Origin of the sequence: Streptomyces lusitanus (genome assembly GCF_042647945.1) — a bacterium.
GTDB classification, from domain to species: Bacteria; Actinomycetota; Actinomycetes; order Streptomycetales; family Streptomycetaceae; genus Streptomyces; species Streptomyces pseudogriseolus.
The window spans coordinates 94,521-117,007 of sequence record NZ_JBHRWL010000033.1; the positions used below are offsets into that span (position 1 = coordinate 94,521).

Sequence of the window (22,487 nt, forward strand, 5' to 3'; positions counted from 1 at the left end):
GATCGCCTGGATCGCTGGGGGAGAACATGAGCAAGCAGATCGCCGGATGGATCATGGATCGCAACCTGCGCGCCTTCCTGGAGCTGCTGTCCCGCTACGTCGACTATGCATTCGACGACACCGACTGGGACACCATCGAAGACGGTGTCCGGGACACCGACGACGAGAAGTCCGACGGCTGGTACTCGTATCCGCTCGCCGGCGCGAGCGCCACCCTGGAAGTCGGCCTCGCCCGCTCTGTCGGCAGCGAGGTGATGTCCGTCAGTGTCACCGGAGTCGAGACGTTTGAGCTCCAGCTCCGAACCGACACTCTGCTGTCCGCATTCGCCGGCATCTGACTACCGTCGTGTCCGCCAAGCGTCCGGAACCATGCGCCTTGGCGAGTTGGCGCTTCTTTGACGTATCTGGCACGTCAGCGGATTCCCGTGCGGCCTGACGTGCCTTGCGGACAGTCGCGTCGAGCCCCGCAGAGACTTCCTGCTGTCGCTCGTCGTCGGAGTGCTCGTAGATCAGCGCCGCCTTCAAGCCCTCAGGCATCCCTAGACCTTCCGCGCCCGCCGCCACTTCCGCCCGAAGGTACTGCGCCGGAACGAAGCCCCCATATCCGCTCGGGCCGTCTCTGCGCTGCACGCAGGAGCACCCACTACTGGACTACGGGGACACCGGAACCAGTGCGGCTCGTTCGGATTCGGCCAGGAGGATGCAGAACTCATTGCCCTCCGGGTCGGCGAGCACGACCCACCCCCAGCCGTTGGGCTTTCGGTGATCGGCGACCAGGGAGGCGCCCAGCGCCAGCAGCCGTTCGACCTCCGCGTCCCGCGAGGTGTCGGGACGCAAGCACAGGTGGAGCCGGTTCTTGCCTGCCTTCGGTTCCGGTACCTCGTTGAAGTGCAGGGCCAGGCCGCCCGGCAGCATGATCTCCGTCTCGTCGTCGCCCGGTTCGTCCTCGGGGTCGAGCCGACGACCGGTCACCTCACTCCAGAACTGGGCCAGTTGGTAAGCGTTCGCACAGTCCACTGTCATGTTCACCACTGTCGAAACCATGCGGGTGATCCTCACCGAGCGTAGCGGCGGACGCCATCGGAAGTGCGTAAGCGGCGTGGTGTCCCCGGGACACCGCGTGGATCGCAAGCGACCGCCGAGGAGGCCTCGCTCCTGGGCATCCAGAAGGGCGCGTCCCAGGGGCAACCCTTGGAGACCACGGACATCATCGTGCCCGCCGCTCTCTGCGAGATCGTCCACGAGATTCCGATCAATCGAGTGATGGCCCCGCTTAGGGTTCGTCGTATGGTCGACGACTCCCCGTCCTGTCCTGAGTGCAGCCAGCTCCTGATGCCGGGCGGTCTCGTGCTGTCCGGACGGGACGACGACGGCCGGAGAGCTTGCCGGTCCCTCTGGCGGTGCGCCGATCGGCACGCGTGGTGGAGGTGGGCGGACCGGCCCGAGGAACCGTTGGAGGCATGCCCAGTCCCGGGGCTCCGCTGACGTCCAACGCCGCGTGTGTGGTCTGTCACGCATGCCTTGCATGAACCCAGCGGATCACAGGACACCTGCCCGGATAGGCTCACAGCCTTGGCGTGGGTCAGCCATGGGCCAGCCACCTGATTCCGGGGGGGATCGTGGGGATTTCAGCGCGTGGTTCCGTACCGCGCAGGGTGACGAGCGTGGTGTTCGCCGCCGTGCTGCTCGCCGGGGGAACGGTTGCCTGCGGAGGAAGCTCCGGGAGTGATTCCGCGAATGAAGACCCGCCCAAGGTGACCCCCGCGACGGCCGTGGCGAAGGCGGCGGCGAACTCCGAGGACATCAGGTCGCTCCACTATCGGATCACCGGGACCGTGCCGGAGAAGGGCCGTCTGGAGGCCGAGGCTTCCATGAACACGGAACCGTTGGCCATGAGCCTGAAGATGACCGCTGCCGACCAGGGCGGGGACAGCCGGTTGAAGGTCCGGTTCGTGGACGAGGTGATGTACGTCCGCGGGAGTGCGGTCGACTCCGAGAAGCTCGGCGGCAAGAGCTGGTTCAGAGCCGACCCTGCCGCATGGGGACGCGGTGTGGTGGACAACCAGTCCTACGGCGTACTGCCTCGCCAGATCGAGGGAAGCCCTGTCCTGCAGTCCACACTCCTGACCGGGTCCAAGGACCTGCGGATGATCGGGACGGAGACGGTCGACGGCACCAGGACCAGGCACTACAAGGGAACGGTCACCAGCCGCGGCCTGCTTGCCGCCCGTGAAGGCGCCGTGGACGAAGCGACCCGGGAGCGACTGATCCAGAGCCTCGATCAGTTCATGGGGCTGGGCGTCTCCGACACACTCACCATGGACCTGTGGATCGACAGTGACGACCATGCCAAGCAGTTCCGCATGCCCGCCGCGTCCGATGACAAGCAGGCCGGCACCGGCGGCGGGCCACTCGACCTGACCATCACCTTCCTCGATATCAATCAACCCGTGTCCATCAAGATCCCGCCGAGCGAAGACACCATCGCGCTCGCGGACGGCGCACAGGGAAGCTGAGCGGCCCCAGGGGCGGGAGCATGAGCACCTGACCCGCCGGCACCGTCTCCGGCCTTCTTCGTCGCGCCCGGGCGACAGGTACAGGACCCTGAGCGCAGCCGTCAGGCGGGTCGGGCCAGACGGTCCGCCAGGACACGGGCTCGGGTCCGCTGGACCGCTCCCGCCTGGGAGGCGGCGAAGCGCAGCAGGCCTGGGGGCGTCCGTAGGCGCAGGATGTCGGTGACGACGCTGCCGGCCTCGTGGCGGTCGATGGTGAAGCGGTAGCTCATGCGGACCCGGGCGGGGCTGCGGACCTCGCCGACGATTTCGGCGGAGTGCGGGAGGCCGTCCGGGACGGCGGTGAGCGTGACGTCGATGAGGTTGTCGTGCCGCACGACGCCCAGGAAGCGGAAACGTTCCACGGCCGTGTAGTGCACGGTGCCGCCGTCGCGGCGCACATCGCGGACGGCGACGACGAGCGGCGACAGGCCGACGTAGTGCGACGGCTCGGCCAGGTGCGCGAAGACCGCCTCAGGCGGCGCGGCGATACGGAACGTGTGCTTCAGCTCGGTGGACGGCACCTCGGCCCCCTCCTCGAAACGGCGCGCCGGCGCGGTGATCCTCCCACCCGGGCGGCGGTACAGGGCGCTGCAACCCCGCGTCCCGGCACCGCACCGTACCCTCCGCCCGCTCACACCTGAACTTGCCCCGGGCGGGCCCTGGTCGCCGACCGGAGGTCCCAGCGTGAGATGTCCAGGCCGGTGTGGACGGCGTCGCCGATGCCGTCCAGGGTCATCACCAGGTGGCCGCCCGGTCCCGCGCGGTCAGGCGGTGTCGACAGCTGACCGACCCTTACTGTGCTGCTGCTGCGCCGGTATGCGACGGGCTAGGATCCTCGCCGGGCGGAGCCGTAGCGCAGAGGTCGTCGCGCGCGGTCTCCACAATCGCGAGGACGCCGGTTCGAATCCGGCCGGTTTCGCCCGTGCCTCACCGAAGCGACTGGGCCCGGAGAGCAACGAGTCGGCGACGGACTCGACCAGGATCAGCCCTCGCCGGCGGCGGGCATGTCCATCGCCCATCCCAGCGGATGCGGCTCCGTGTCGTCCCGTGCCGGAGCGAGAGGCTCGCCTCCGGCTTCGTTGAAGGCCGCCAGAGCCTCGATGAGGGCCAGTCGCTGTGTCGGGGTGAGCCGTTCCACGATCTCGGCGATCGCCGTGCGACGGCGGGCGGTGACGTCCGCGACCGTGCGGCGGCCTTCGTCCGTGAGCTGGAGCAGCGTCTCCCGGCGGTTGCCGGGGTTGGGCTTCCGGTCGGCGAGCCCCGCGGCGATCAGCCGGTCGACCATCCGCATGGCCGTGGACGGGGCGACCTGGAGGAGGTCGGCCAGCGTGACGAGCTTGGTGGCGCCGCGCGTGGACAGCACCATGAGCATCCTGAACTGCGGCAGCGTCACCCGCTCCTCGACAGCGGCGAGAGAGCGGGCCGAGATCCCCACCAGCAGGCGCGACGCGGTCAGCACCGACCGGGTCACCAGGTCCACGTCGTCCGTCGTCCCCGCGGGGGGCTCACGCTCCGGCATGCGTCCTTTCTACCGTGCGTGCGGGAGTGCCCGCTCAGTCATGGGGTGGGGGCAGATCTTCCTTCCCCGTGCCCGAGGTAGCGCAGCAGGAGCATCGCGGCGTCGTCGTGCGGCGGTCCGACGGAGTGCTGGGCGAGGTCTTCCCGCAGGGCTTCCAGGGCTCGGTGCGCGTCCGGGTCCTTCAGCAGGTGGGCCCGCTCACCGACGGGGTAGAAGCGGCCTTGCCCGTCGCGGGCCTCGGTGACGCCGTCGGTGTACAGCAGGAGCTGCTCACCCGGGGCGAAGCCCACCCGGTAGGGCTTCGGGTCCTCGCTGCCGTGCGCGCCGAGGCCCAGCGGCAGCGCGAAGGAGTGCGGTTGCGGGAAGTCGACCGTGCCGTCCGCGCGTACGAGCATCGGGGCCGGATGCCCGTAGTTGAGGAAGACCGCCTCGTGAGCCGTGCCGATCTCGGCGAGGATCGCGGTGACGAACTTCTCCCCTTCCAGCTCCCGGGCCACACTTCGCTCCAGGCGGTCGCCCAGCCCCGACAGGTCGGTCTCGTCGTACGCCGCCTCCCGGAAGGCGCCCAGCACCACGGCCGCCGTCTCCACCGCGGCCAGGCCCTTGCCCTGGACGTCTCCGACGATGACCCGCACGCCGTGCGGGGAGGCCACCACCTCGTAGAGGTCGCCTCCGATCCGGGCCTCGGCGACCGCCGACGTGTACGAGACCGCCGCCTGCAGCGGGCCCGCGGTCAACGGCACCGGCCGCAGCAGCACCCGCTGGGCGACCTCCGCGATCGACCGCACACTGGCCAGCTCCGCCTCCCGGCGCGAGCGCATCACCGCGGCCGCGACACCCACACCGGTGACACCGGCCACCGAGGCCAGCGCGGTATATCCCCGGCGCCCGTCGAACAGCCCGTCGTACAGCCCGAGCGCGACACACAGGACGAGGGCCGCGAGCCCGAACCAGGCCGTACGGCGCCATCCCCCGACCAGGCCGGCGAAGGCCGGTCCGAGGGAGACCAGCGGCAGGAAGCCGACACTCGGACCCGCCACGACATCCGTCACCGCGACCACCGCCATCACCACCACCGGCATACGGGACAGCAGCGTCCAGCTGGACGGCGGCTTCCGTTCGGTCATGCGGCACTCCTGCGATGTCGCGGCTGTCGAGAGCCGCCGGTCTTCCCCGCAGGCTCCCTCCCCCAACCTTTAGACTATGCAAAGGTGGCTTCCGCGACAGGCTCCCCGTTCCGGGGTCTTTATCCAATCGAGTCCGAGAGACGACATTCCCGACACGTGGAAGGTCCGGCCATGACCGACGAAGACACCGCGCACAGCCGTCCCGGACCTCCCGCGGGATGGCGACGCCTGGCCCTGCGCCTGCCGATCCTGGCGTATCGCGCCGGACTCGGCTCCCTCTTCGGAAAGCGGCTCCTGCTGCTGCACCACACCGGCCGGGTTTCCAACCTCGACCGCATGACGGTCCTCGAGGTCGTGTCCCACGACCCGGCCGAGGCGAGTTGGACCGTGGCCTCCGGCTTCGGCCCGCGGGCCGACTGGTATCTGAACCTGCGTGCCCAGCCGAAGACCCTGATCCGCTTCGGCAACCGGCCGCACGCGGTCACCGCGCGCTTCCTGCCGTCCGAGGACGGCGCCGGGATCATGGCCGACTACGCGCGCCGGCACCCCCGCACCGCCCGCCGCCTGTGCGGCTTCATGGGGCTTCCCGTCGACGGCGGTGAGGCGTCGTTCCGCGAGGCGGGAAAGGCCATCCCCTTCGTTCGGCTCGAAGCCGCCGGCCGGGACGACCGGGACGCACCCGGGCCCCCGTGAACCGGGCACCCGGGCCCCCGTGAACGGGGCGTCAGGCGCGGGCCAGTTCGGCCGCGCCGAAGGACACGTCGAAGCGGTCGCACCAGATGGTCACGCTGGTGTACCGGGAGAGGTCGGTGCCGGCGGGCACGGTGTAGTTCTGGCTGCCCTTGTTGCCCTTGAGCTTGCCGAGGCTCACGTACGCCCCGTCGTCGAAGACGTGCCAGCCGGCCCGCCCCTCCTTCACCGGCGCGTCGGTCAGCCACACGCGCAGGTCCGGGCCGTTGCTGGTGTCGAGGTCCTCCAGCCGTACGACGTGGGAGCCGTCGGCGAGCCGGAGCAGCCGCACACGGCCGGAGGTGGCGTGCTCGTGGCTGATCAGCTCGCCGTCCGCAAGCGTCCGGGGCCGGGGAGGCGGCGCCGGCGACGCGGACGGCGCTCCGGCCGGAGGGGTCGTCGAGGCCGGGGTCACGACACCCGGCAGGGCCTCCCGCACGGTTTCGTCCTGCCACAGCTTCCACGGCTGGAACCAGTACAGCCCCAGTCCGACACCGGCGACCGCCGCCACCAGTACCCCGATGACCAGCGGCCTGCTCAGCCGCCCGCGTCCACGCGCCATGCTCGCCTCGCTCCCTGAGTGCTTCCTCCGCTTCATTCAACGGCCGTACGGGGGCGGTCCGTGCTCCGAGACGGATGACGAAAGGCTTACGTCGCCGGGGTGTCCGCGTGCGCGTGCCCGGCCGCTGGTCAGGCTTCGGCCGGATACTCCTGTGCTTCGGGTTGCTCAGGGACGGCCGCCGTGTGGACGCAGCGGACCAGGGCTCCCGTGTCCGTCTCACGCAGGCCCTGGTGGTCGCACTGGGCGCAGGCGCTGATCACGGAGCGGTCCCGGACTCGCTTGACCTCGGCGTCCAACTGCCTGAGCACGGCCAGCCCGACCGGCTGTTGGTGCCAGCGCGGCGGGTCGTACTCCGGGACGGCGTGGTGAACCTCGATCGCGGTGTCGATCTTGCTGTTGAGGATGGTGACCGTACCGGAGGACGCCTCGGGCGGGCCCATGTGCGCGTTGCGCTCCTTCCAGGCCGCGGCCGAGTCCGCTGCCCGCCAGGCGAAGCAGATCATCTGCCCCGGCGTGAAACCCGCCGCGAAGCCCTTCCTGACGACGTCGGCCAGTTCCTGGCGCCGCCCTTCCGGCACGGCGGGGTAGTCGTACTTCTTGGTCAGAAGGCCGTCGAGGTAGGAGATGACGTTGATGACCTCCATGCGGTCGACGAGCTCGGCCAGTGCCTGACGGTCGTCGTGAGCTTCCTGGCCGGGAGCGGTCATGAAGTGCGTCCTGACAGCGCGCTCGTGGGCCGTGACCATCGGGCCGCCGCCCACCAGGCGCCACTTCAGCTCCGTAGCAAAAAAGCGAAGTTCGCCGTCCTCGTCGGAGATGTCGAATGCCTGCCTCGGTGTCTCGGAGGAGATGGCGATGAGGTGGGCGCGGTACATGTCGAAGAGGGCCTCTGTGTCCCTTTCCGTGTCGCCCGTCCATCCGAGGGCTCCCAGGTCGGCCACGCTGGGCAAGGGCTTGCCGGGGTTGTGGACGGCGTGGTTGACCAGGACCAGGTACAGGGCGAGAGCGGTCGGACGGCGGTAGGGCAGATGGCTCGTCGATCCGTCCTTCGCCTGTTCGCCGGCGAGGAATGCGGCGACGGTCCGCGCCTCTTCCTCGGCCTTCAGCCTTTTCCGCTCCGCTTCGGCGCGCGCCGCCCGCAGGCTTTGCTCACGCTCACGTTCCTCGTCCTGCCGCTGGACGTCGCTGCACTCCGGACACAGGTATCGGTCATTGAGCCGGTCCAAGTACCTGCCGCCGACCCTGACGGCCCACGACCGGTTGGTGACTCGGAGGGGTTCATCACAGTGCAGGCAGAGCGAGTTGAGCAGGACGGCGTGCGAGACGGACGTGGCCGTCGCCGCGGCCCATTGCTGGTCACCGATGCTGCCCACCGCGCGGGCCATGTGCCCTCCTCCGTGATCTCCCAGTACTGGGCGGCGACTTCCTGTGCCTGCTGGGGGCAGTCGGCCTTGATGACGGCACGGATGCGCGGCTCGCCGGGTGGGAACTCGATGACGAGGGGAGAGGGAGCGGTCAGCTTCTTCTTCGCCTGTTCCCGCCGGCGCCGGCGCTGGCGCTTACCCATGCGACTCACTCTGGCTCATGTCATCAGATGATCTCTGATACCGGGACATGCCGGTGGTCGTTTTCGTACATACGTGAGGGTGAATGGGTGGCGTGCGTGGTGACGTCCGTGAGGCCGAGGGAGGGGACGGTTGTATGCGGCGTTGGAAGTCGGTGAGATCGACCAGGCGGAGTGGAACATGCGCACCGCAGCCCTCCTCGGTGCGCATGTCGCACCGGACAACCTGATGGGGCGCGCCTGGGCGGCGGTGTCCCCAGCCCGACGCATGGCCGCGCTCGCACGCGCGGCCAAGAACGCGGGGTACCGTCTCGCTCTCCTGTCCAACAGCTTCGGCACGGACCCCTTCAACCCGTACAGGCGGGCAGGGATCTGGGACCTGTTCGACGTGCACGTCATCTCCGAACAGGTCCGCGTCGCGAAACCCGACCCTGCCATCTACGAGCTGACCTTGGAGCGTCTCGGGCTGCCCGCGCAGGCCTGCGTGTTCGTCGACGACCACCCTCGGAATCTGCCCCCCGCCGAGGCCCTGGGGATCACCACCGTCCTCGCGACAGACGAAGCCGCAACCGTGGCCGAGCTCGAGGCGTTGCTCGGCGTGAGCGCCGCGCCTTTCGTCTAGGGGCGACGTCCAGCCGACGGATCGCTTCCGCGCCGGCGATGCCGGGGGTGCTTGTCGTCCCGGCGCGGCAGGATTGCCGCATGGCGCCCACCGACCTGTCCCGTTTGCCGTTGCCGACCGCCTGTCGAGAGGCTCTTCGCGCGCCCCGGACGGAGAGGGTCAACGACCACGCCGTTCCCATAGCCGCGGCTTGGTGGAATGCCGAGGTTGCCGCCGTGCGTCTGCCTGGAGCGCCTGTCACCGGTCGGCGGGTCATGCACCTCCGTCGCGGCGACTTGTTCACCGACGCAGCGAAGCTGCCTGCGCTGTCCGACGAGGAGCTTCTTCGGTTCACATGGCGTGTCCTCGCCTGGGGCAGCGGCATGAAGCTTCGGCTCAATCGGAGGCGTATTCGAGCCGTGGCACATGACACAACCCATGTCGTGAAGACGCTGCGGTCGGCTCTCGCTGCCGCCCCTGTGGATGCGGCGCAGGCCTACGAAGTGATGCATCCGGAAGGCCGCAGCGCCGTTCGCTACCTGGGCCCCGCGTTCTCGACCAAGCTTCTGTACTTCGCCGGCGCGGGCTCGGTCCGTCATCCCTGCGCCATCCTTGACTCGCGCGTGGCCGCGACGCTCAAGAAGTCCTGTGGGTGGGATTCGCTCGGGAACGGCCGTTGGCCGACACGCACCTACGGGCGGTACTGCACGCTTCTGGCCCGCTGGGCCGCCGAGGAGAGCGAGCGGCTCGGGCGGGACGTCGGGGTCGATGAGATCGAGCGCTGGCTGTTCGACTCGGGCGGCGGTCAGGCACGCAAGTAGGTGAGCGTCGCCCGGATGCGGGCAGGTCCGTCGGCGGGCACCGTCTTTCCCTGCGGCGTCGAGACTCAGACCTTCTCCGCGCTCAGGCGCGGGTGCCCGGCGGTGAGCAGACCGATGTCTTCCACGTCCGACGTCAAAATCGTCACGCGGCCCGGATGCTGCAAGGCGGTCGCGCACAACATGGCGTCGATGGCGTACTTGTGGCCGTGCAGTCCCGCCGCCCGGAGCAAGGCGGCGGCGGATTGCGCGACGGATTGCGTCACCGGCTCGACGCTCAAGCGGGACAGAGTCCACTTCAGTGCCGCGTCGTTGATCTTCGGGTGGATCACCTCGACCAGCACGGCCGCCGAGGTGATCACAGGCAGGTCCGCGTCGCGAGCCGCCGTCAACCACTCATGGAGTTCCCGGTCACGCTGCACGGCCTTCGCCAGGCCCTCGCTGTCCAGGACAAGGGCACCGCTCACGCGGCCGCCCCGGCGTTCCCGGCACTTCCGGTCAGCCGGGCACGCTTGGCCGCCACGGCCTCGGGGTCGGCAGGGCCGTGCACCTTGTCGAAATCTGCGATCAGCTCGTCGAGGTTGTCGCGCTCAATCTGCCGCTGGGCCGCCTTCTCCAGGTATGCCGAGACACCTCGCTTGCCGACCCGCTCACGGATGGCCTGGAGAGTCCCGGCGGTGAGGGTTACGGAGATGCCGCTGGTGGGGCCGTCACCGGGCTGGAAGTCGACGTCGTCGTCAGTCACACTCCAAGTATGCCATGAGGAATAGCACAACGGCGGCACCTGTGCCGGCAGAGGGCCGGCTCTCAGGCGCGTACGTGCGATTCTGTTCATTTCCGGCGGATACGCGGTGATGTGCCGCGCCCTACCTCGCCCCTTCCCCCCTCCCCCGTGTGCGGATATCACCATCTAGGTTGAAGGAGCGGCGCATATCCGATCATGCTGTGCGGCATGACTCTCGCCTCCCGCCTTCCGGACGTGCCCGTCACGGGCGACTACGCCTACGACTTCGCCCTGGTCGACGTGGAGACCTCGGGGCTCGTGCCGCGGCGGGACCGGGTGCTGTCCGTCGCGGTGATCACGGTGGGGCCCGACGGTGAGCAGACCGGGGAGTTCTCGACGCTGGTCAATCCGGGATGCGACCCGGGGCCGGTCGAGGTGCACGGGCTCACCCCGGACGTGCTGGAGGGCGCGCCCACCTTCGACCAGGTGGCCGGGCGGATCGGGGCGATGCTCCAGGACCGGGTTCTCGTCGCCCACAACGCCCAGTTCGACTACGACTTCCTCGCCCACGAGTTCGCCCGGGCCCGGATGTGGCTCCCCGTGTCGCAGCGGCTGTGCACCCTCGCCCTGAACCGTCAGGTGGACCCGCCCACCGACGACATGAAGCTCGGCACCCTCGCCGCCCACTACGGCATCCCCCAGCAGCGCGCCCACGACGCGCTCGACGACACCCGGGTGCTCGCCGGCGTGCTGCGGGCGTCCCTGCGTGAGGCGGCCCGGCTCGACCTTCCTCTGCCGCTGGTGACCTGCCCGCCCCGCGCGGAGTCCCAGTTCACCCCGAATCCGCCGAAGACGCCGTGCGCCTACCGCAATCCTGGGCGTCTGACGCCCGGCGGTCCGCTCCAGCAGGGGATGAAGGTCGCCATCACAGGGGAGACCGCCCACGCACGCGCGGAGCTGGTCGGGCGGGCGGTCGCCGCCGGGCTGAACATGATGAGCTCGGTCAGCCGGCACACCAGTGTGCTGGTCACCAACGAGCCCGCGTCCACCTCGGCCAAGGCCCGACGCGCCCTCGCCGAAGGCGTGCCGGTCATCGACGAGCCGACCTTCCTGCGGCTGCTCGACGACGTACGGCCGGGGACGGCCCACGCGGGCACGACCTCGCCTTCCGCCCCGGTGCCCGCTCCGGCTGCGGCTCCGGTGACCGCGCCGGCAACGGACCAGGTCCCGGTACCGGCCACAGACCAGGCCCCGGTCACAGAAACCTCCGTGGCCGTCCCCTCCCCGGCCGTCCCCTCACCCCGCCGCCCGAAGCCCTCCCCCCGCGCCGCCGACAAACCGCTCGCCGGACACCGCGTGCTCGTGCTCGGCGGCGTCCACGCCCAGGCCGCCGCCGCCCGTGTCCGGGTCGTCGAGCTGGGCGGGTCCGCCGCGATCAACCTCTCCGCCAGCGTCACCGACGTCGTCCTCCTGCCGGGAGGGGAGAAGGACCGGCGCATGAAGCGCATCGGCGCGCTCGAACTGCCCGTGCACGAGCCGCACTGGCTGGACGCCCCCACCCCGGCGGACCGGCCCTCCGCGGCGCCCAGGTCCCAGGAGCCGCAGGTGCTGCCGAGGGGCGGTGTCGTCGACCTGCCCATGCCGCAGGCCGGGCCCGCGCCGGAGTGGTACGTCACCGCAGGCTGGGCGTCGCGGTCCGACTGCGCGATCGACGTGGTCGCCTTCCTCCTCGACGAGGACGAGCAGGTCGCCTTCGACGAGGACTTCGTGTTCTACGGAGCCCCGGAGAACCCCGCCGGGACGGTGCGTCTGCTGACCGGCGGGCCCGCCGAGCAGACCATCGCCCTGAACCTGGCGTCCCTGCCGCCCGCGACGCGGAAGGTCGTCGTCGCCGCGGCCGTCGACGGCGCCGCCACCTTCGGCACGGTCGGCGCGATCCAGATCGGGGCGGCCCCCGGCAGCAGCGGGGCGCCCGTGGCCCGGGCCACGCTGGACGCCGCCACCACCGAACGCACGTTGCTGCTCGCCGAGATCTACCGCCGTGGCCCGCTCTGGCGTCTCCGCGCCGTCGGCCAGGATTACGACCACGGCCTCGACGCCCTCGCCCGCGGGTACGGGGTGGACGTCGCCGACTGAACGCCGGGGTCAGGCACGCAAGGGGCCCGGGGCGGTGTCCGCCCCGGGCCCCTTCCGCCGTGTGCAGGCCGGCGTGCCGTCAGCCGTGGTACGTGATGTAGCCGTTGCCGTCCCTGTCGTTCGCCGACCTGGTGTAGGCGTGGATGTCGGCGGGCCTACCGGTCGGCAGGTACAGGTAGATCGTGTCCTTGTCGTTGTTCCAGATGAAGTTGCAGTTCTGGCGGTACACGACATTGCCGCCGTCGGAGTCGGTGCCCCGGCCGCCGCGCAGGTGGACGTAGTCACCCGGCTCGAGGATGTGGTTGGACCGGAAGACGAAGGTGTTGCCGACGCGGTCCCTGACCTTGTAGCCCTTCAGGTTGACCTTCGTCTTCTTCGAGTAGTTCTTGATCGTCAGGTACTCGTTCCTGGTGTTCCCGCCCGAGCACTTGTTGGAGTCCCGGCCGGGGGCGTCGTACCGCACGCCCTTGATCTTCAGGACCGAGGAGTACTCGGCCGCCTGCGCCGGTACGGCCCCCGTGAACGCGAGCGCGGCGACGGCCGCGGTGGTGGCGGTGACGGTCAGGGTGCGCCGGATGCGCATGAGGTTCCCCCCTCAGTGGTGCGGATGGAGCATCCGGAGCATACCGAGAGGTGTTCATATGATGATGCTGATGTGAAGAACATGTAATCGCCCATGTATCCACGCGCCCCAACGCGCGGTCCCGCCCACCCCGGGACGAGGGGTGGGCGGGACCGCTGGGACCGTGCGTCGGGGCTGTCAGCCCTCGATGCCCCAGAGGGCGAACTGCTCCCAGCCGCCGATGTCGGTGGAGCGGGCGCGCAGCACGTACTGGAGCGAGCCGGTGTAGCTGTTCTCCATCGTGACGAAGAGGCCGTTCAGCGTGGACTGGAACGCGTAACGGTCCTCGGTCTCGTTGTAGTAGAGGGCGAACCGCTCCCAGCCGCCCACGCTCGTGGAGCGGGCGCGCAGCACGTTCTGGGCGTTGCCGGTGTAGTTCTTCTCGACCGCCACATAGCGGTTGTTGGCCAGGGACTTCAGCGCGTACGTGGCGGTGGCCTCGTCCCACTCGAAGGCGAAGCCCTCCCAGGAGCCGTTGTAGGCGTCCGAGCGGGCGCGGAGGACACCGGTGTTGGGCGCCGGGTACGACTTCTCCGTGGCGACGAAACGGTCGTTGACCAGCGACTGCACGGCCAGCAGCTCGGGCTCCTCGGCCTGCGCGGAGACGCCGTCGCCGGCGGCGAGCGGCGCCTCACGGGCGTCGGCGTCGCGCGCGACGGCCGACAGTTCGTCCGCGTCGACCTTCTCCCAGCCGCTGGGGACGGTCACCGACGGGCCGGCGGCCGACGGGGTCGCCCCGGCGGTCGGCGCGGTCCACGCGGAGGCGGCCAGCAGGGCAGCGAGGGGCAGAAGTACGGGGGTCACACGTCTCATGGCTGTTTTCCTCACCCTTCTCGGAACGGAATCCGGGTGCGGCGAGACGGCGGGGCCGCGCAGGAGCCCCTTCCCGTATCTCTCGCCCCCCCTTGCGGACCGCGGTCGGCGCCTCTCCCCAGGCACGTCGGCGGTCCCCCGCGTCTTGTGACGCGGCAGAGATCATGGAAACAAGGGGGGCGTGTGTTCCGGAAGTGACTTCGTGTCCATTTGCGTGGGGGTTCACCTTTCGATCACGACCCTTCCCGAAGTGTTCAGGGTCGCTACGGCGGCGAGGCCGAGGCGGGGCCGACGTCACGGTTGGGATCTGAGTAGCTGAACGGATGTGCGTCGTGCGGGGCGCGGGGGAGGGTGAGCGCATGCGTCGACTTCTGCTGCTCGCACCGGTGTTGCTGGCCCTGACAGGGTGCGGGGTGATCCAGTCGGGCGACGAGAAGGCGACCGACGCCGCGCGCGAGGAAGCCACGAACGTCGGCAAGCGCCTGGACAGTCAACTGCCGCGCACGGCCGATGAAGTGGGTTATGCGGCGTCGGTCCTGGACGGGGTGGAGGTGCTGCGGGTCACGGGCACCGCCACGAACGACGGGGACGGGGTGGAGCTGATCGTCCGCACGTCCGGCTCGGCGCCCGAGTCGGGACTCGACCCGCAGACGGTCACCGTACGGCGCTGCTTCACCGTGCGGGTGTCCCCGTCGCTGGAGTGGGGCGAGGAGGCACGGGACATCGACTGCCCCGACGGCCCTCCCCTCCGCTTCCCGCCGCCTCCGGAGCCGCCCGAGGTGCCGTACGCGGCGCTCGAGGCGAAGCTGCCGCGCGTCCCGGCGGGCGGCCGCGTGGACGAGGCCGAGGTACGGCGGGTGCTGGACGGGCTGGACATGGATCCGGAGATCACCACGGAGGTGAAGACGGAGGACGGACGCGTCGGCATCCTTCTCTCCCCGCCGATGTACCGGTACGAACCGATCGACTGCGTCCTGGCCGTCGTGGAACCCGGCGAGACGAACGTCTGGATGCCCTCCCGCATCCAACGCATGCCCGGCGAAGGCGGCTGCTCGGCCGACAACGCCCTGCACCCGGCGCCACCGCCGCACTGATCACGGCTCCTCGTCGAGCGGTCGTGCCCCGGCGGGCGCATGCTGAAGTGCCGGCAGGACGAGGAGGGTGTCATGGGCCGACGACACCGCGCTCAGGAGCCGCACCGGGGGCCGCGTTCACCGCAGCCGGCCCCGCCCGGGAACCACCGTCGGCCGGCTCCGGCCGGGTTCGGTCCGCCGCCCCAGCCACCGCCCGGGAAGAGGCGCCGCGTGTTCCTCTGGGTCTTCCTGGCCGTCCAGATCGTCTTCCTCGTCTGGGCCGCCGTCGACGTCGTCCTCGGCATCGCCTACGGCGTGTACCGGCTCGCCGCCCGGCGCACCTGAGACGCACGCGCCCGCGTGGGGCCGCCCCGGTGCACATCCGGGGCGGCCCCACGCGGGCGGGTAAAACGTGTGGAAGCAGGGTCAGTGCTTGAACGCGTCCTTCGTCTTCTCCTTGGCCTGGCGGGCGTCGCCCTTGCTCTTCGTGGCCTGGCCCTCCGCCTCCATGCGGTCGTCACCGGTGGCGCGTCCCAGGGCCTCCTGGGCCTTGCCCTGCGCCTGCTCGGTCTTCGCCTTGGCCTTCTCACCGGCACTCACGGAACATGCCTCCCTGTAGCGTTCGGGCACTGCGTCGTGGCTCACGAGTGCCCCCACTTCTCCTTCACAAACAAGGCGGCGGGGAGGTGTACGGCTGTGGGTCGAGGGCAAACGGTGCGGCAGGAGGTCGATAACTATGGTTCCCTTGCTGCTCGTTCTGCTTCTTGCCCTGATCCTGTTCGGCGCCGGCTTCGCCGTGAAGATCCTGTGGTGGATCGCCATCGCGGTCCTCGTGGTCTGGCTGCTCGGCTTCGTCATGCGCTCCAGCCACTCGGGCGGTGGTCGCGGCCGCTGGTACCGCTGGTGACGCGCCGCGTCCCGACGCCTCACCAGCCCCCGGGGGCCCGGTCACCGCGGTGACCGGGCCCCCGGTCCGTCGCGGACGCCCCGCCCCGTCGTTCTGTCCGCGAACGTCCCCGGATATGTCCGTGATCCGTAACGGACGCATCCGGGGACGTCCGCGTCCCGTCCTGTCCAGTGGTCCGCAGAGTTCCGGGAGTTCCGGGACACGGGCGGGCGACGACGAGCGACAGGGAAAGCGGGGCGGGACATGGCGCGGCACGGCGGTGGACGGAGCTGGTACGGCAAGGTGGTCGGGGCCGCGCTCGGGGTGACGGTGCTCGCCGTCGGCGCCTCGGTGTACACCGCCCAGGCCGACGTCGTGAGCGGCGACCCGGGAGCCAACGCGTCCGCGAAGCCGGCCGCCGTGAAGCGGGTCTCCCCCACGATCGCGCACGCCTCCGACGCGGGCCCGCGCGGCGTCAACATCACCATCGACGACGGACCCGACCCGCGCTGGACGCCCCAGGTGCTGGACCTGCTGCGCGAGGAGGGCGTGAAGGCCACCTTCTGCCTGACCGGCGTCCAGGCGCAGGCCCACCCCGACCTGGTCAAGGAGATCGTCGCGGAGGGGCACGTGCTGTGCGACCACTCCGTCTCCCACGACACCTCCATGGACCGCAAGTCCGAGGCGTACCAGTCGAAGGAGATCCTCGACGCCGAGCGCATGATCACCGAGGCGTCCGGCGGCGTCCGTCCCCTCTACTACCGGGCGCCCGGCGGGGCGTTCACCCCGCACAGCCGCGCGGTCGCCGCCTCCCGCGGCATGCGCCCGCTGGGCTGGAACGTGGACACCAAGGACTTCGAGCAGCCGGGCGCGGACGCCATCGTCGAGACCGTGCAGCGGGAGCTGTCCAACGGGCCGACGATCCTCTTCCACGACGCCGGCGGCGACCGCGCGCAGACCGTCGAGGCGCTGCGCCGCGTGCTGCCCTGGCTGAAGGAAGAGGGCTACTCCTTCGGCTTCCCGGTGCGCTGACCGCCCGCCCTGGCGCGCCGGCCGCCCGCAACGCTCGCGTTTCCGGGCAGACCCGCCTGTTCAGGATGGACCGTTGCCAGGCAGACTCAAGGCCGTACACCCGTCGACGAAGGATGGCTCGTTCAATGATCACGCTGACCAAGGAAGACGGCCCCGCGGACCTGGACGGGGTCACGCACCTCTCCATCGGTGTCTCCTGGGACCCGACCGCAGGCGCCAGCGGCGGAGTGCTGGGCAAGCTGCGCCGCAAGACCGGTACGGACCTCGACCTGATCGCCGTCGCCATGTCGGGCAGCGACCCGGTGCGCCTGGCGGGCCTGGACTCGCTCGACCCGATGGGCAACGGCTCCCTCCTGCACAGCGGCGACAACCAGACCGGCCACGGTGACGGGGACGACGAGACGGTGACCGTCGAGTTCTCCCGGCTGCCGGGCGCGATCACCGCGATCGTGTTCGTCGCGGCCGCCTACAAGAAGGGCAGTTCCTTCCAGAAGGCCCGCAACATCAGCTTCAAGGTCTACGACGCGTCCGGCGGCAGCAGCCAGCAGGTCGCCGACATCTGGCCGAGCCTGCTCAGCCAGGACAACGGCTGCGCCGTGGCGAAGGCCGTGAAGGTGGGCAACAGCTGGAAGCTCGAGGTGATCAACGAGACCGGCAAGATCAAGCAGGGGGACGAGCACGCCCTCATGCGGTTCGCCGTCAGCAAGTAGACAGCAAGTAGACAGAGGGAAACGGGCGGCCACGGCACCGGCCGGGGTGTCGCGGCCGCCCTCCCCCGTCAGGGACGCCCGGCCGATCCGGGAAGCGAGGCGTAGACGCGGCCCTCGGTGTCGCGCACGGTGACCGTCCCCCAGTCGGCGGTGTCGGCGACGGCGTACCAGACGCCCCAGCCCGGCCGGCCGGGCAGCTCCAGCAGCGTGCCGCGCAGCGGGCCGTCCTCCGTCGCGATCTCGACGTACGACGCCGTCCCCGCGCCGCCGTAGTAGAGGCCCGAGAGCAGCGTCCTCTCCCTCGTCCCCTCGGCCTGCGCCGTGACGCCGGGCTCCGTGGTCTCGATGTTGCCGTCGGTCACACTGCGGAACTGCTCCTCGGGCATGTCCGGCGTCGTCCAGTGCTTGCCCTCCTCCGTCAGCCACAGCACGAACCCCGGCGCCGCCGTCACCCGCTCGTCGGGGGCGACGATGCGCGGCGTCGGCGCGGGTGCGCTCGGCGAGGGGGAGGGCCGGGGCGAGGCGGACACCGTGGCGGCCGGGCGCGTGACCCGGTCTCCGTCGTCGGGGCCGTGCAGCGTGACGAAGGCCAGCGGCGCCAGCAGGACGGCGCAGCCCGCGCCCAGCACGGTCGTACGGCGTCTGCGGCGGAGCAGCCGGCCGCGGCGTTCCACGGCGGCCAGTGGCGCCCGGGACGGCGTGACGTCGTACGCGGCGGCGGCCAGCGCCTCGCGCAGCCGTTCGCTCTCGACGGGATCGGCGGGCTCCGCGTCCGGTTCTGCTACCGGTTCGAGGTGGTTCATGGGCGGGCTCCGGGAATGGGGTGTGGGCGCTCGGGAGCGGTGAACGCGGGATGGGAGCGCAGGGCCTCCAGGCCGCGCCGCGCATGCGTCTTCACCGTGCCGAGCGAGCAGTTGAGCACCTCGGCGATGGCCGGTTCGGGCAGGTCCTCCCAGTACCGCAGCACCAGCACGGTCCGCTGCCGCACCGACAGCGAGCCGAGGGCCTCGGTGATCGCGGCGCGGGACTCGACGGACTCGGCGTGGCCGTGGTCGGACTGGTGCACCCGCTCCGGCAGGAACGGCATCAGCAGGTGCGTGACCCGGCGTCTGCGGGTCCGGCTGATGTTGTTGTTGACCAGGGAGCGCCGCACGTAGAAGTCGACGTCGTCGGGCGGGATGCGTCCCCAGCGGGCGTACACCTTGGCCAGGGTGGTCTGCACGAGATCCTCGGCCTCGTGGAAGTCCCCGGTGAGCAGGAGGGCGGTCCGCACCAGACGGGCCCAGGCCGCACCCGCGTAGGCGGCGAAGTCGGGGTGTTCCGGCAAGGCGTCGGATGTCTCGTGCGGCACGGACCGGTTTCCTCTGCGTCGGGTTGGTGGGGGGAGTGGGCCGGGGCGGAGGACCGGCCGGTCCCCCGCCCGCGGGGTCAGCGCAGCGACATCGAGGCGTAGACCTTGCCCTTGGTGTTGCGGACGGTCACCTCGGAGACGAAGTGCCAGGAGTCGTCGTCGGCCGGTACGGGCTTGGCGGTGGCGTACCAGACGCCCCAGCCGGGACGGCCGGGCAGCTCCAGCAGCTTGCCGCGCAGCGGTCCCGCCTGCGTCTCGAGCTCGACGACGGACGCCGTGCCCTTGCCGCCGTAGTACAGGCCGGAGAGGTAGACGCGCTCCGGAGTGCCCTCGAACTGGACGGAGACGCCGGGGGTGGTCAGGTCGATGTTGCCGTCGACCACGCTGCGGAACTGGCCCTCGGGCATGTCCGGCGTGGTCCAGTGCTTGCCCTCGGGCGTCAGCCACAGCTCGAAGCCGGGCGCGCCGGTGACGCGCTCGCCGGGCTGGACGATGCGGGGTGTGGGGGCGTGCGGCTTGGCTGCCGCCGGGGCGGCGACCTGGGCACTCGCCGCCTGCGCCGTCACCGTCGCGGAGTGCGCCGCGCGGCCGGCCGTGTCGTGGGGCGCCGCGTACGCCATCGTGGCCATGCCGGCCACCGCGGCCGTGACGGCCGCACCGGCCAGGTACTTCAGTGTCCGCTTCATGAACGGGCAACTCCTCGTGGAACACGGGCCCTTGCGGACCCGGGCGATCTGATGGACGGAGGGCGCCTCTCCATCCGTACAAACCCCGGCACCCGGCCCACCGGATGACACCCGCGGGGGGAATTCTCCACGCGGTTCCTCAGGGGCGTACGGGGCCCTCCGCCGCCGCCCTGGACGCTCGGGCCCCGTCGACGCCGTACGGCGCGGCGCGCACCGCGGCGTGTGGCGCGGGCCCGCTGGGGGGTGCCGCCTGCGCCCACCCGTGCCGCCCCAAGCGGCACGACTGCCCGCAGGCGGCGGGGGCAGCGCCCCTTCAGGGGCGCGGGGAACTGCGCGACCGGCCCCGTGCGGTCTGCGCCCGGCGTGCAAGAGTGCCCGGCACCCTGGTGGCCGTACGGGGGGCGACGTGCCCGTGCCGGTGTCACCGGAGCGCTCACCGCGTCCAGTGACACCGTGCATACCGCGGTGCCGGCGTGCCGGTACCGCGTCCGCGGAGACCGTCCGAGTTGCCCCGCGCCGGTGATGCGAGAGGGTGAAAGGAGGCCGGGAGGGGATGGGCCCGTGAAGGGAGTCTGCCGTGCCGGACGGCCCCGTCGACGACGCCGCGGTGCTGGACGCGCTGTTCGCCGGCTCGCCCCAGGGGATGTTCCTGCTCGACGGCGACCGCAAGGTCACCCGGTACAACCCGTCCGCGCGCGGGGTGCGCGCCCTTCCCGCCGGCGAGGTCGTCGGCCACGACGTGCGGGACTTCGCGCCCGACATGGAACCGGAGATCGGCCACCTGATCGACGAGGTGCTCGCGACCGGCGAGCCCCTGCGCGGCCGGCTGCTGCGCGGCCGGAACCCGTCCGACCCGCACTCGACGATCGCCGTGGAGGTGGCGCTGTTCCCGCTGCGCGACGGCCCCGGCGTGGTCGGCGTCGTGGAGGACGTGACCGAGCGGCAGGCCGCGGCGGACCGCCTGGCCGCGCTCAGCACGGTGCACCGGACCGTCGGCGCCACGCTGGACGTGCAGGCCACGGCGGACGCCCTGGTCGCGGCGCTGGTGCCGGCGTTCGCCGACGCGGCGGCCGTGGACCTGCTGGACGACGACCCCGCCGGTGCGGCGCCCCCGTCCGGTCCCCTGCCGACGTCCGTGCCGCTGCGCCGGATCGCCTTCGCCGCCCCCGACTCGGTCGAGCCGGTCCGGCGCACCGGCGACAGCCGTCCGTTCCCGTTCCCCACGCCGTACACGCAGTCGCTCAGCGACGCGCACGCGCGGCTGGTGCAGGTCACCCCGGACGACCCGTGGCTGGCGACCGACCCGGACGGCTTCGCCACCCTGCTGGGGCGGGAGGTCCACTCCATGATCGTGGCGCCGCTCACCGCCCGGGACACCGTGCTGGGGCTGCTGACGCTGTACCGCGCCCGGGTGGACGCCTTCCAGGAGGCGGACCTGGACGTGGCCCGGCAGTCCGCCGCCACCGCGGCCGTGCACCTGGACAACGCCAGCAGCTACCGCCGTGAGCACGCGGTGGCGTCCGCCCTCCAGCGGCGGCTCCAGCCGGGCGTCACCCCGCGCCTGTCGGCGGTGGAGACCGCCCACGTGTACCTGCCCGAGAGCGCGGGCGGGGCCTGGTTCGACGTCATCCCGCTGTCCGGGACGCGGGTGGCGCTGGTCGTCGGGGACGTGGCCGGTCACGGCATCGAGGCGGCGGCCACCATGGGGCAGCTCCGCGTCGCGCTGCGCACCCTGGCGTTGCAGGACCTGGAGACCGACGAGGTGCTGACGCATCTGGACGAGGTCGCCGGGCAGCTCACGGCCGTCGACTCCCGTGACGGGCACCCGTACCTCGCGACCTGCGCCGTCACCGTCTACGACCCGGTCTCCCGGCAGTGCTCCATGATGCGGGCCGGGCATCCCGCCCCGATCCTGGTCGACCCGGACGGCTCGCCGATCGGCGTGGACGTGCCGCTCGGCCCGCCGCTGGGCGCCGAGGACGGGGCCGCCTTCCTCCCGGCCGTCACGCACCTCCCGCCGGGCTGCCTGATCGCGCACGTCACCGGCGGCCTGCTGGGCGCCGAGGGGGCGGGGGACGGCGACGCGGACGCCGTGCACCGCCTGGAGCACGTACTGGCGACCCCGTCCCGCCCCCTCCAGGAGCTGTGCGACACCGCCCTCTACCGCATGACGCCCTCCCGGTACGACGACGCCGTCCTGCTGCTCGCCCGCACCGAGTGTCTGCCGCCGGACCGGGTCGCCGACTGGACGCTGCCCGCGGACGCGTCCGTGGTCGGCACGGCCCGCCGGCTCGTCGGTCAGCAGCTCGCCGTCTGGAGCCTCGACGACCGCGCCTTCACCACCGAGATCATCGTCAGCGAGCTCGTCACCAACGCCATCGTGCACGGCAAGGGACCGGTCCGGCTGCGGCTCATCCACGACGACGAGCGGCTCCTGGCCGAGGTCACGGACGCCGCCAGCGCCGGCCCCCATCTGCGGCACGCCCGGTCCGGCGACGAGGGCGGGCGGGGGCTGTTCATCGTGATGCGGCTCAGCACCCACTGGGGCGTCCGGCACGGCCGCGACGACAAGACGGTCTGGTCCGAGCAACGGCTCGGCGAGGAGGCACCGGAGGACCTCTTCACGGCGGTGGACGTTTTCGACACGGCCGGGGTCTGAGGGGCACGCCCGAGGAGCCTCGGGCGCGCGAACAGTGGGCGGGGGTGCGGGTGTCGTGCGCTTCGGCGCGCGGGGGGCGCCCGGGCGGACACCGGCGGTGTCGTCGCCGGGGCGGCGCACACAGGCGACACCGCCCTCGCCGCCCGCGGCCGTGTCAGCCACCCGCTCACGGACGACATCGGCCCACATGTTCTCCGCGTGGCGCGGCACCTCCCGGCGACCCCCGGCGCTCGGCACTTGGCGCTCGGCACTTGGCACTTGGCACTTGGCGCTCGGCGCTCGGCGCTCGGCGCGGTCGTGACGGAGCCTCTGCCGACGGC

At 71.3% G+C, this 22,487-nt stretch carries 24 protein-coding genes, 1 tRNA gene and 3 pseudogenes; 13 read left to right on the forward strand and 15 right to left on the reverse strand.

The annotated features are described in order from the left end of the window. Positions 1–26: 26 nt before the first annotated feature. On the forward strand, positions 27–338 hold the full coding sequence (locus ACFOSY_RS32280; RefSeq protein WP_394313853.1) for a hypothetical protein: 312 nt from the start codon (positions 27–29) through the stop codon (positions 336–338). 76 nt (positions 339–414) lie between these two features. On the opposite strand, the pseudogene ACFOSY_RS32285 reads toward ACFOSY_RS32280, so the two are convergent. Both ACFOSY_RS32285 and ACFOSY_RS32290 read right to left on the reverse strand, forming a co-directional pair. Further along, positions 415–605: pseudogene (locus tag ACFOSY_RS32285) on the reverse strand (tyrosine-type recombinase/integrase); the annotation flags it as partial. Between the two features lie 46 nt (positions 606–651). Then, positions 652–1,044: a VOC family protein gene (locus ACFOSY_RS32290; RefSeq protein ID WP_394313855.1), complete on the reverse strand. Its 393-nt coding sequence runs from the start codon at positions 1,042–1,044 to the stop codon at positions 652–654. Positions 1,045–1,116: 72 nt separating this feature from the next. Between ACFOSY_RS32290 and ACFOSY_RS32295 the strand changes: the two are divergent. Together ACFOSY_RS32295 and ACFOSY_RS32300 are read left to right on the forward strand one after the other, a co-directional pair. Continuing rightward, positions 1,117–1,260, forward strand: a pseudogene (locus ACFOSY_RS32295) (GntR family transcriptional regulator); the annotation flags it as partial. A 404-nt stretch (positions 1,261–1,664) separates the two neighbouring features. After that, on the forward strand, positions 1,665–2,516 hold the full coding sequence (locus ACFOSY_RS32300; protein WP_394313858.1) for a hypothetical protein: 852 nt from the start codon (positions 1,665–1,667) through the stop codon (positions 2,514–2,516). A 101-nt stretch (positions 2,517–2,617) separates the two neighbouring features. Here ACFOSY_RS32300 and ACFOSY_RS32305 read toward each other — a convergent pair whose 3' ends face one another. Then, positions 2,618–3,076, reverse strand: coding sequence for an SRPBCC family protein (locus ACFOSY_RS32305; RefSeq protein WP_394313860.1), 459 nt, complete (start codon positions 3,074–3,076; stop codon positions 2,618–2,620). A gap of 323 nt (positions 3,077–3,399) precedes the next feature. Here ACFOSY_RS32305 and ACFOSY_RS32310 point away from each other — a divergent pair. Then, positions 3,400–3,474: transfer RNA gene (locus tag ACFOSY_RS32310), tRNA-Trp, on the forward strand. A 63-nt stretch (positions 3,475–3,537) separates the two neighbouring features. On the opposite strand, the gene ACFOSY_RS32315 is transcribed toward ACFOSY_RS32310, so the two are convergent. Together ACFOSY_RS32315 and ACFOSY_RS32320 are read right to left on the reverse strand one after the other, a co-directional pair. Next, on the reverse strand, positions 3,538–4,074 hold the full coding sequence (locus ACFOSY_RS32315) for a MarR family winged helix-turn-helix transcriptional regulator (protein ID WP_394313863.1): 537 nt from the start codon (positions 4,072–4,074) through the stop codon (positions 3,538–3,540). Positions 4,075–4,112: 38 nt separating this feature from the next. After that, positions 4,113–5,201, reverse strand: a complete 1,089-nt coding sequence (locus ACFOSY_RS32320) for a PP2C family protein-serine/threonine phosphatase (RefSeq protein ID WP_394313866.1) — start codon at positions 5,199–5,201, stop codon at positions 4,113–4,115. Positions 5,202–5,372: 171 nt separating this feature from the next. Between ACFOSY_RS32320 and ACFOSY_RS32325 the strand changes: the two genes are divergently transcribed. After that, positions 5,373–5,894 carry a nitroreductase family deazaflavin-dependent oxidoreductase gene (locus ACFOSY_RS32325; RefSeq protein WP_394313868.1) on the forward strand — a complete coding sequence of 174 codons (522 nt, stop codon included), beginning with the start codon at positions 5,373–5,375 and terminating at the stop codon, positions 5,892–5,894. Between the two features lie 31 nt (positions 5,895–5,925). Here the strand turns inward: ACFOSY_RS32325 and ACFOSY_RS32330 are convergent, their stop codons facing one another. Together ACFOSY_RS32330 and ACFOSY_RS32335 are read right to left on the reverse strand one after the other, a co-directional pair. Further along, positions 5,926–6,492, reverse strand: a complete 567-nt coding sequence (locus ACFOSY_RS32330; RefSeq protein ID WP_394313870.1) for a DM13 domain-containing protein — start codon at positions 6,490–6,492, stop codon at positions 5,926–5,928. Positions 6,493–6,620: 128 nt separating this feature from the next. Next, the gene (locus tag ACFOSY_RS32335; RefSeq protein WP_394313872.1) at positions 6,621–7,877 is read right to left on the reverse strand and encodes a hypothetical protein; all 1,257 of its coding nucleotides are present in this window, start codon (positions 7,875–7,877) and stop codon (positions 6,621–6,623) included. A 309-nt stretch (positions 7,878–8,186) separates the two neighbouring features. Between ACFOSY_RS32335 and ACFOSY_RS32340 the strand changes: the two are divergent. Together ACFOSY_RS32340 and ACFOSY_RS32345 are read left to right on the forward strand one after the other, a co-directional pair. After that, positions 8,187–8,678: pseudogene (locus ACFOSY_RS32340) on the forward strand (HAD-IA family hydrolase); the annotation flags it as partial. A gap of 80 nt (positions 8,679–8,758) precedes the next feature. Beyond that, positions 8,759–9,478 (forward strand): 8-oxoguanine DNA glycosylase OGG fold protein, encoded by a 720-nt coding sequence (locus ACFOSY_RS32345; protein ID WP_394313874.1) that lies wholly within the window; start codon positions 8,759–8,761, stop codon positions 9,476–9,478. A gap of 65 nt (positions 9,479–9,543) precedes the next feature. Here the strand turns inward: ACFOSY_RS32345 and ACFOSY_RS32350 are convergent, their stop codons facing one another. After that, on the reverse strand, positions 9,544–9,942 hold the full coding sequence (locus ACFOSY_RS32350; protein WP_394313876.1) for a PIN domain-containing protein: 399 nt from the start codon (positions 9,940–9,942) through the stop codon (positions 9,544–9,546). Next, a complete protein-coding gene (locus tag ACFOSY_RS32355; RefSeq protein WP_394313879.1) occupies positions 9,939–10,220 on the reverse strand; it encodes a hypothetical protein in 282 nt (93 codons plus the stop codon). Before ACFOSY_RS32355 ends, ACFOSY_RS32350 begins: the two co-directional genes overlap by 4 nt. 207 nt (positions 10,221–10,427) lie before the next feature. Between ACFOSY_RS32355 and ACFOSY_RS32360 the strand changes: the two genes are divergently transcribed. Continuing rightward, on the forward strand, positions 10,428–12,335 hold the full coding sequence (locus ACFOSY_RS32360; RefSeq protein WP_394313881.1) for a TerD family protein: 1,908 nt from the start codon (positions 10,428–10,430) through the stop codon (positions 12,333–12,335). A 79-nt stretch (positions 12,336–12,414) separates the two neighbouring features. Here ACFOSY_RS32360 and ACFOSY_RS32365 read toward each other — a convergent pair whose 3' ends face one another. Together ACFOSY_RS32365 and ACFOSY_RS32370 are read right to left on the reverse strand one after the other, a co-directional pair. Beyond that, the gene (locus ACFOSY_RS32365; RefSeq protein ID WP_394313883.1) at positions 12,415–12,918 is read right to left on the reverse strand and encodes a lamin tail domain-containing protein; all 504 of its coding nucleotides are present in this window, start codon (positions 12,916–12,918) and stop codon (positions 12,415–12,417) included. Positions 12,919–13,095: 177 nt separating this feature from the next. Then, a complete protein-coding gene (locus ACFOSY_RS32370; RefSeq protein ID WP_394314482.1) occupies positions 13,096–13,761 on the reverse strand; it encodes a fascin domain-containing protein in 666 nt (221 codons plus the stop codon). A 368-nt stretch (positions 13,762–14,129) separates the two neighbouring features. Between ACFOSY_RS32370 and ACFOSY_RS32375 the strand changes: the two genes are divergently transcribed. After that, a complete protein-coding gene (locus ACFOSY_RS32375) occupies positions 14,130–14,864 on the forward strand; it encodes a translation initiation factor IF-2 (RefSeq protein ID WP_394313885.1) in 735 nt (244 codons plus the stop codon). 405 nt (positions 14,865–15,269) lie between these two features. Here the strand turns inward: ACFOSY_RS32375 and ACFOSY_RS32380 are convergent, their stop codons facing one another. Further along, positions 15,270–15,443, reverse strand: coding sequence for a CsbD family protein (locus ACFOSY_RS32380; protein WP_394313887.1), 174 nt, complete (start codon positions 15,441–15,443; stop codon positions 15,270–15,272). A gap of 136 nt (positions 15,444–15,579) precedes the next feature. Between ACFOSY_RS32380 and ACFOSY_RS32385 the strand changes: the two genes are divergently transcribed. From ACFOSY_RS32385 to ACFOSY_RS32395, 3 genes are all read left to right on the forward strand, one after another. Beyond that, positions 15,580–15,750, forward strand: coding sequence for a hydrophobic protein (locus ACFOSY_RS32385; protein WP_394313889.1), 171 nt, complete (start codon positions 15,580–15,582; stop codon positions 15,748–15,750). Between the two features lie 243 nt (positions 15,751–15,993). Next, positions 15,994–16,761 (forward strand): polysaccharide deacetylase family protein, encoded by a 768-nt coding sequence (locus ACFOSY_RS32390; protein ID WP_394313891.1) that lies wholly within the window; start codon positions 15,994–15,996, stop codon positions 16,759–16,761. Between the two features lie 125 nt (positions 16,762–16,886). Beyond that, a complete protein-coding gene (locus ACFOSY_RS32395; RefSeq protein WP_394313893.1) occupies positions 16,887–17,471 on the forward strand; it encodes a TerD family protein in 585 nt (194 codons plus the stop codon). Positions 17,472–17,539: 68 nt separating this feature from the next. Here ACFOSY_RS32395 and ACFOSY_RS32400 read toward each other — a convergent pair whose 3' ends face one another. From ACFOSY_RS32400 to ACFOSY_RS32410, 3 genes are all read right to left on the reverse strand, one after another. After that, positions 17,540–18,274, reverse strand: a complete 735-nt coding sequence (locus ACFOSY_RS32400; protein ID WP_394313895.1) for a hypothetical protein — start codon at positions 18,272–18,274, stop codon at positions 17,540–17,542. Continuing rightward, the gene (locus tag ACFOSY_RS32405; RefSeq protein WP_394313897.1) at positions 18,271–18,822 is read right to left on the reverse strand and encodes a SigE family RNA polymerase sigma factor; all 552 of its coding nucleotides are present in this window, start codon (positions 18,820–18,822) and stop codon (positions 18,271–18,273) included. Before ACFOSY_RS32405 ends, ACFOSY_RS32400 begins: the two co-directional genes overlap by 4 nt. Positions 18,823–18,899: 77 nt before the next feature. Beyond that, positions 18,900–19,508, reverse strand: a complete 609-nt coding sequence (locus ACFOSY_RS32410) for a hypothetical protein (protein ID WP_394313899.1) — start codon at positions 19,506–19,508, stop codon at positions 18,900–18,902. Positions 19,509–20,085: 577 nt separating this feature from the next. On the opposite strand from ACFOSY_RS32410, the gene ACFOSY_RS32415 reads away from it, so the two are divergent. Then, positions 20,086–22,167 carry an ATP-binding SpoIIE family protein phosphatase gene (locus tag ACFOSY_RS32415; protein ID WP_394313901.1) on the forward strand — a complete coding sequence of 694 codons (2,082 nt, stop codon included), beginning with the start codon at positions 20,086–20,088 and terminating at the stop codon, positions 22,165–22,167. The last annotated feature ends 320 nt before the right edge of the window (positions 22,168–22,487 follow it).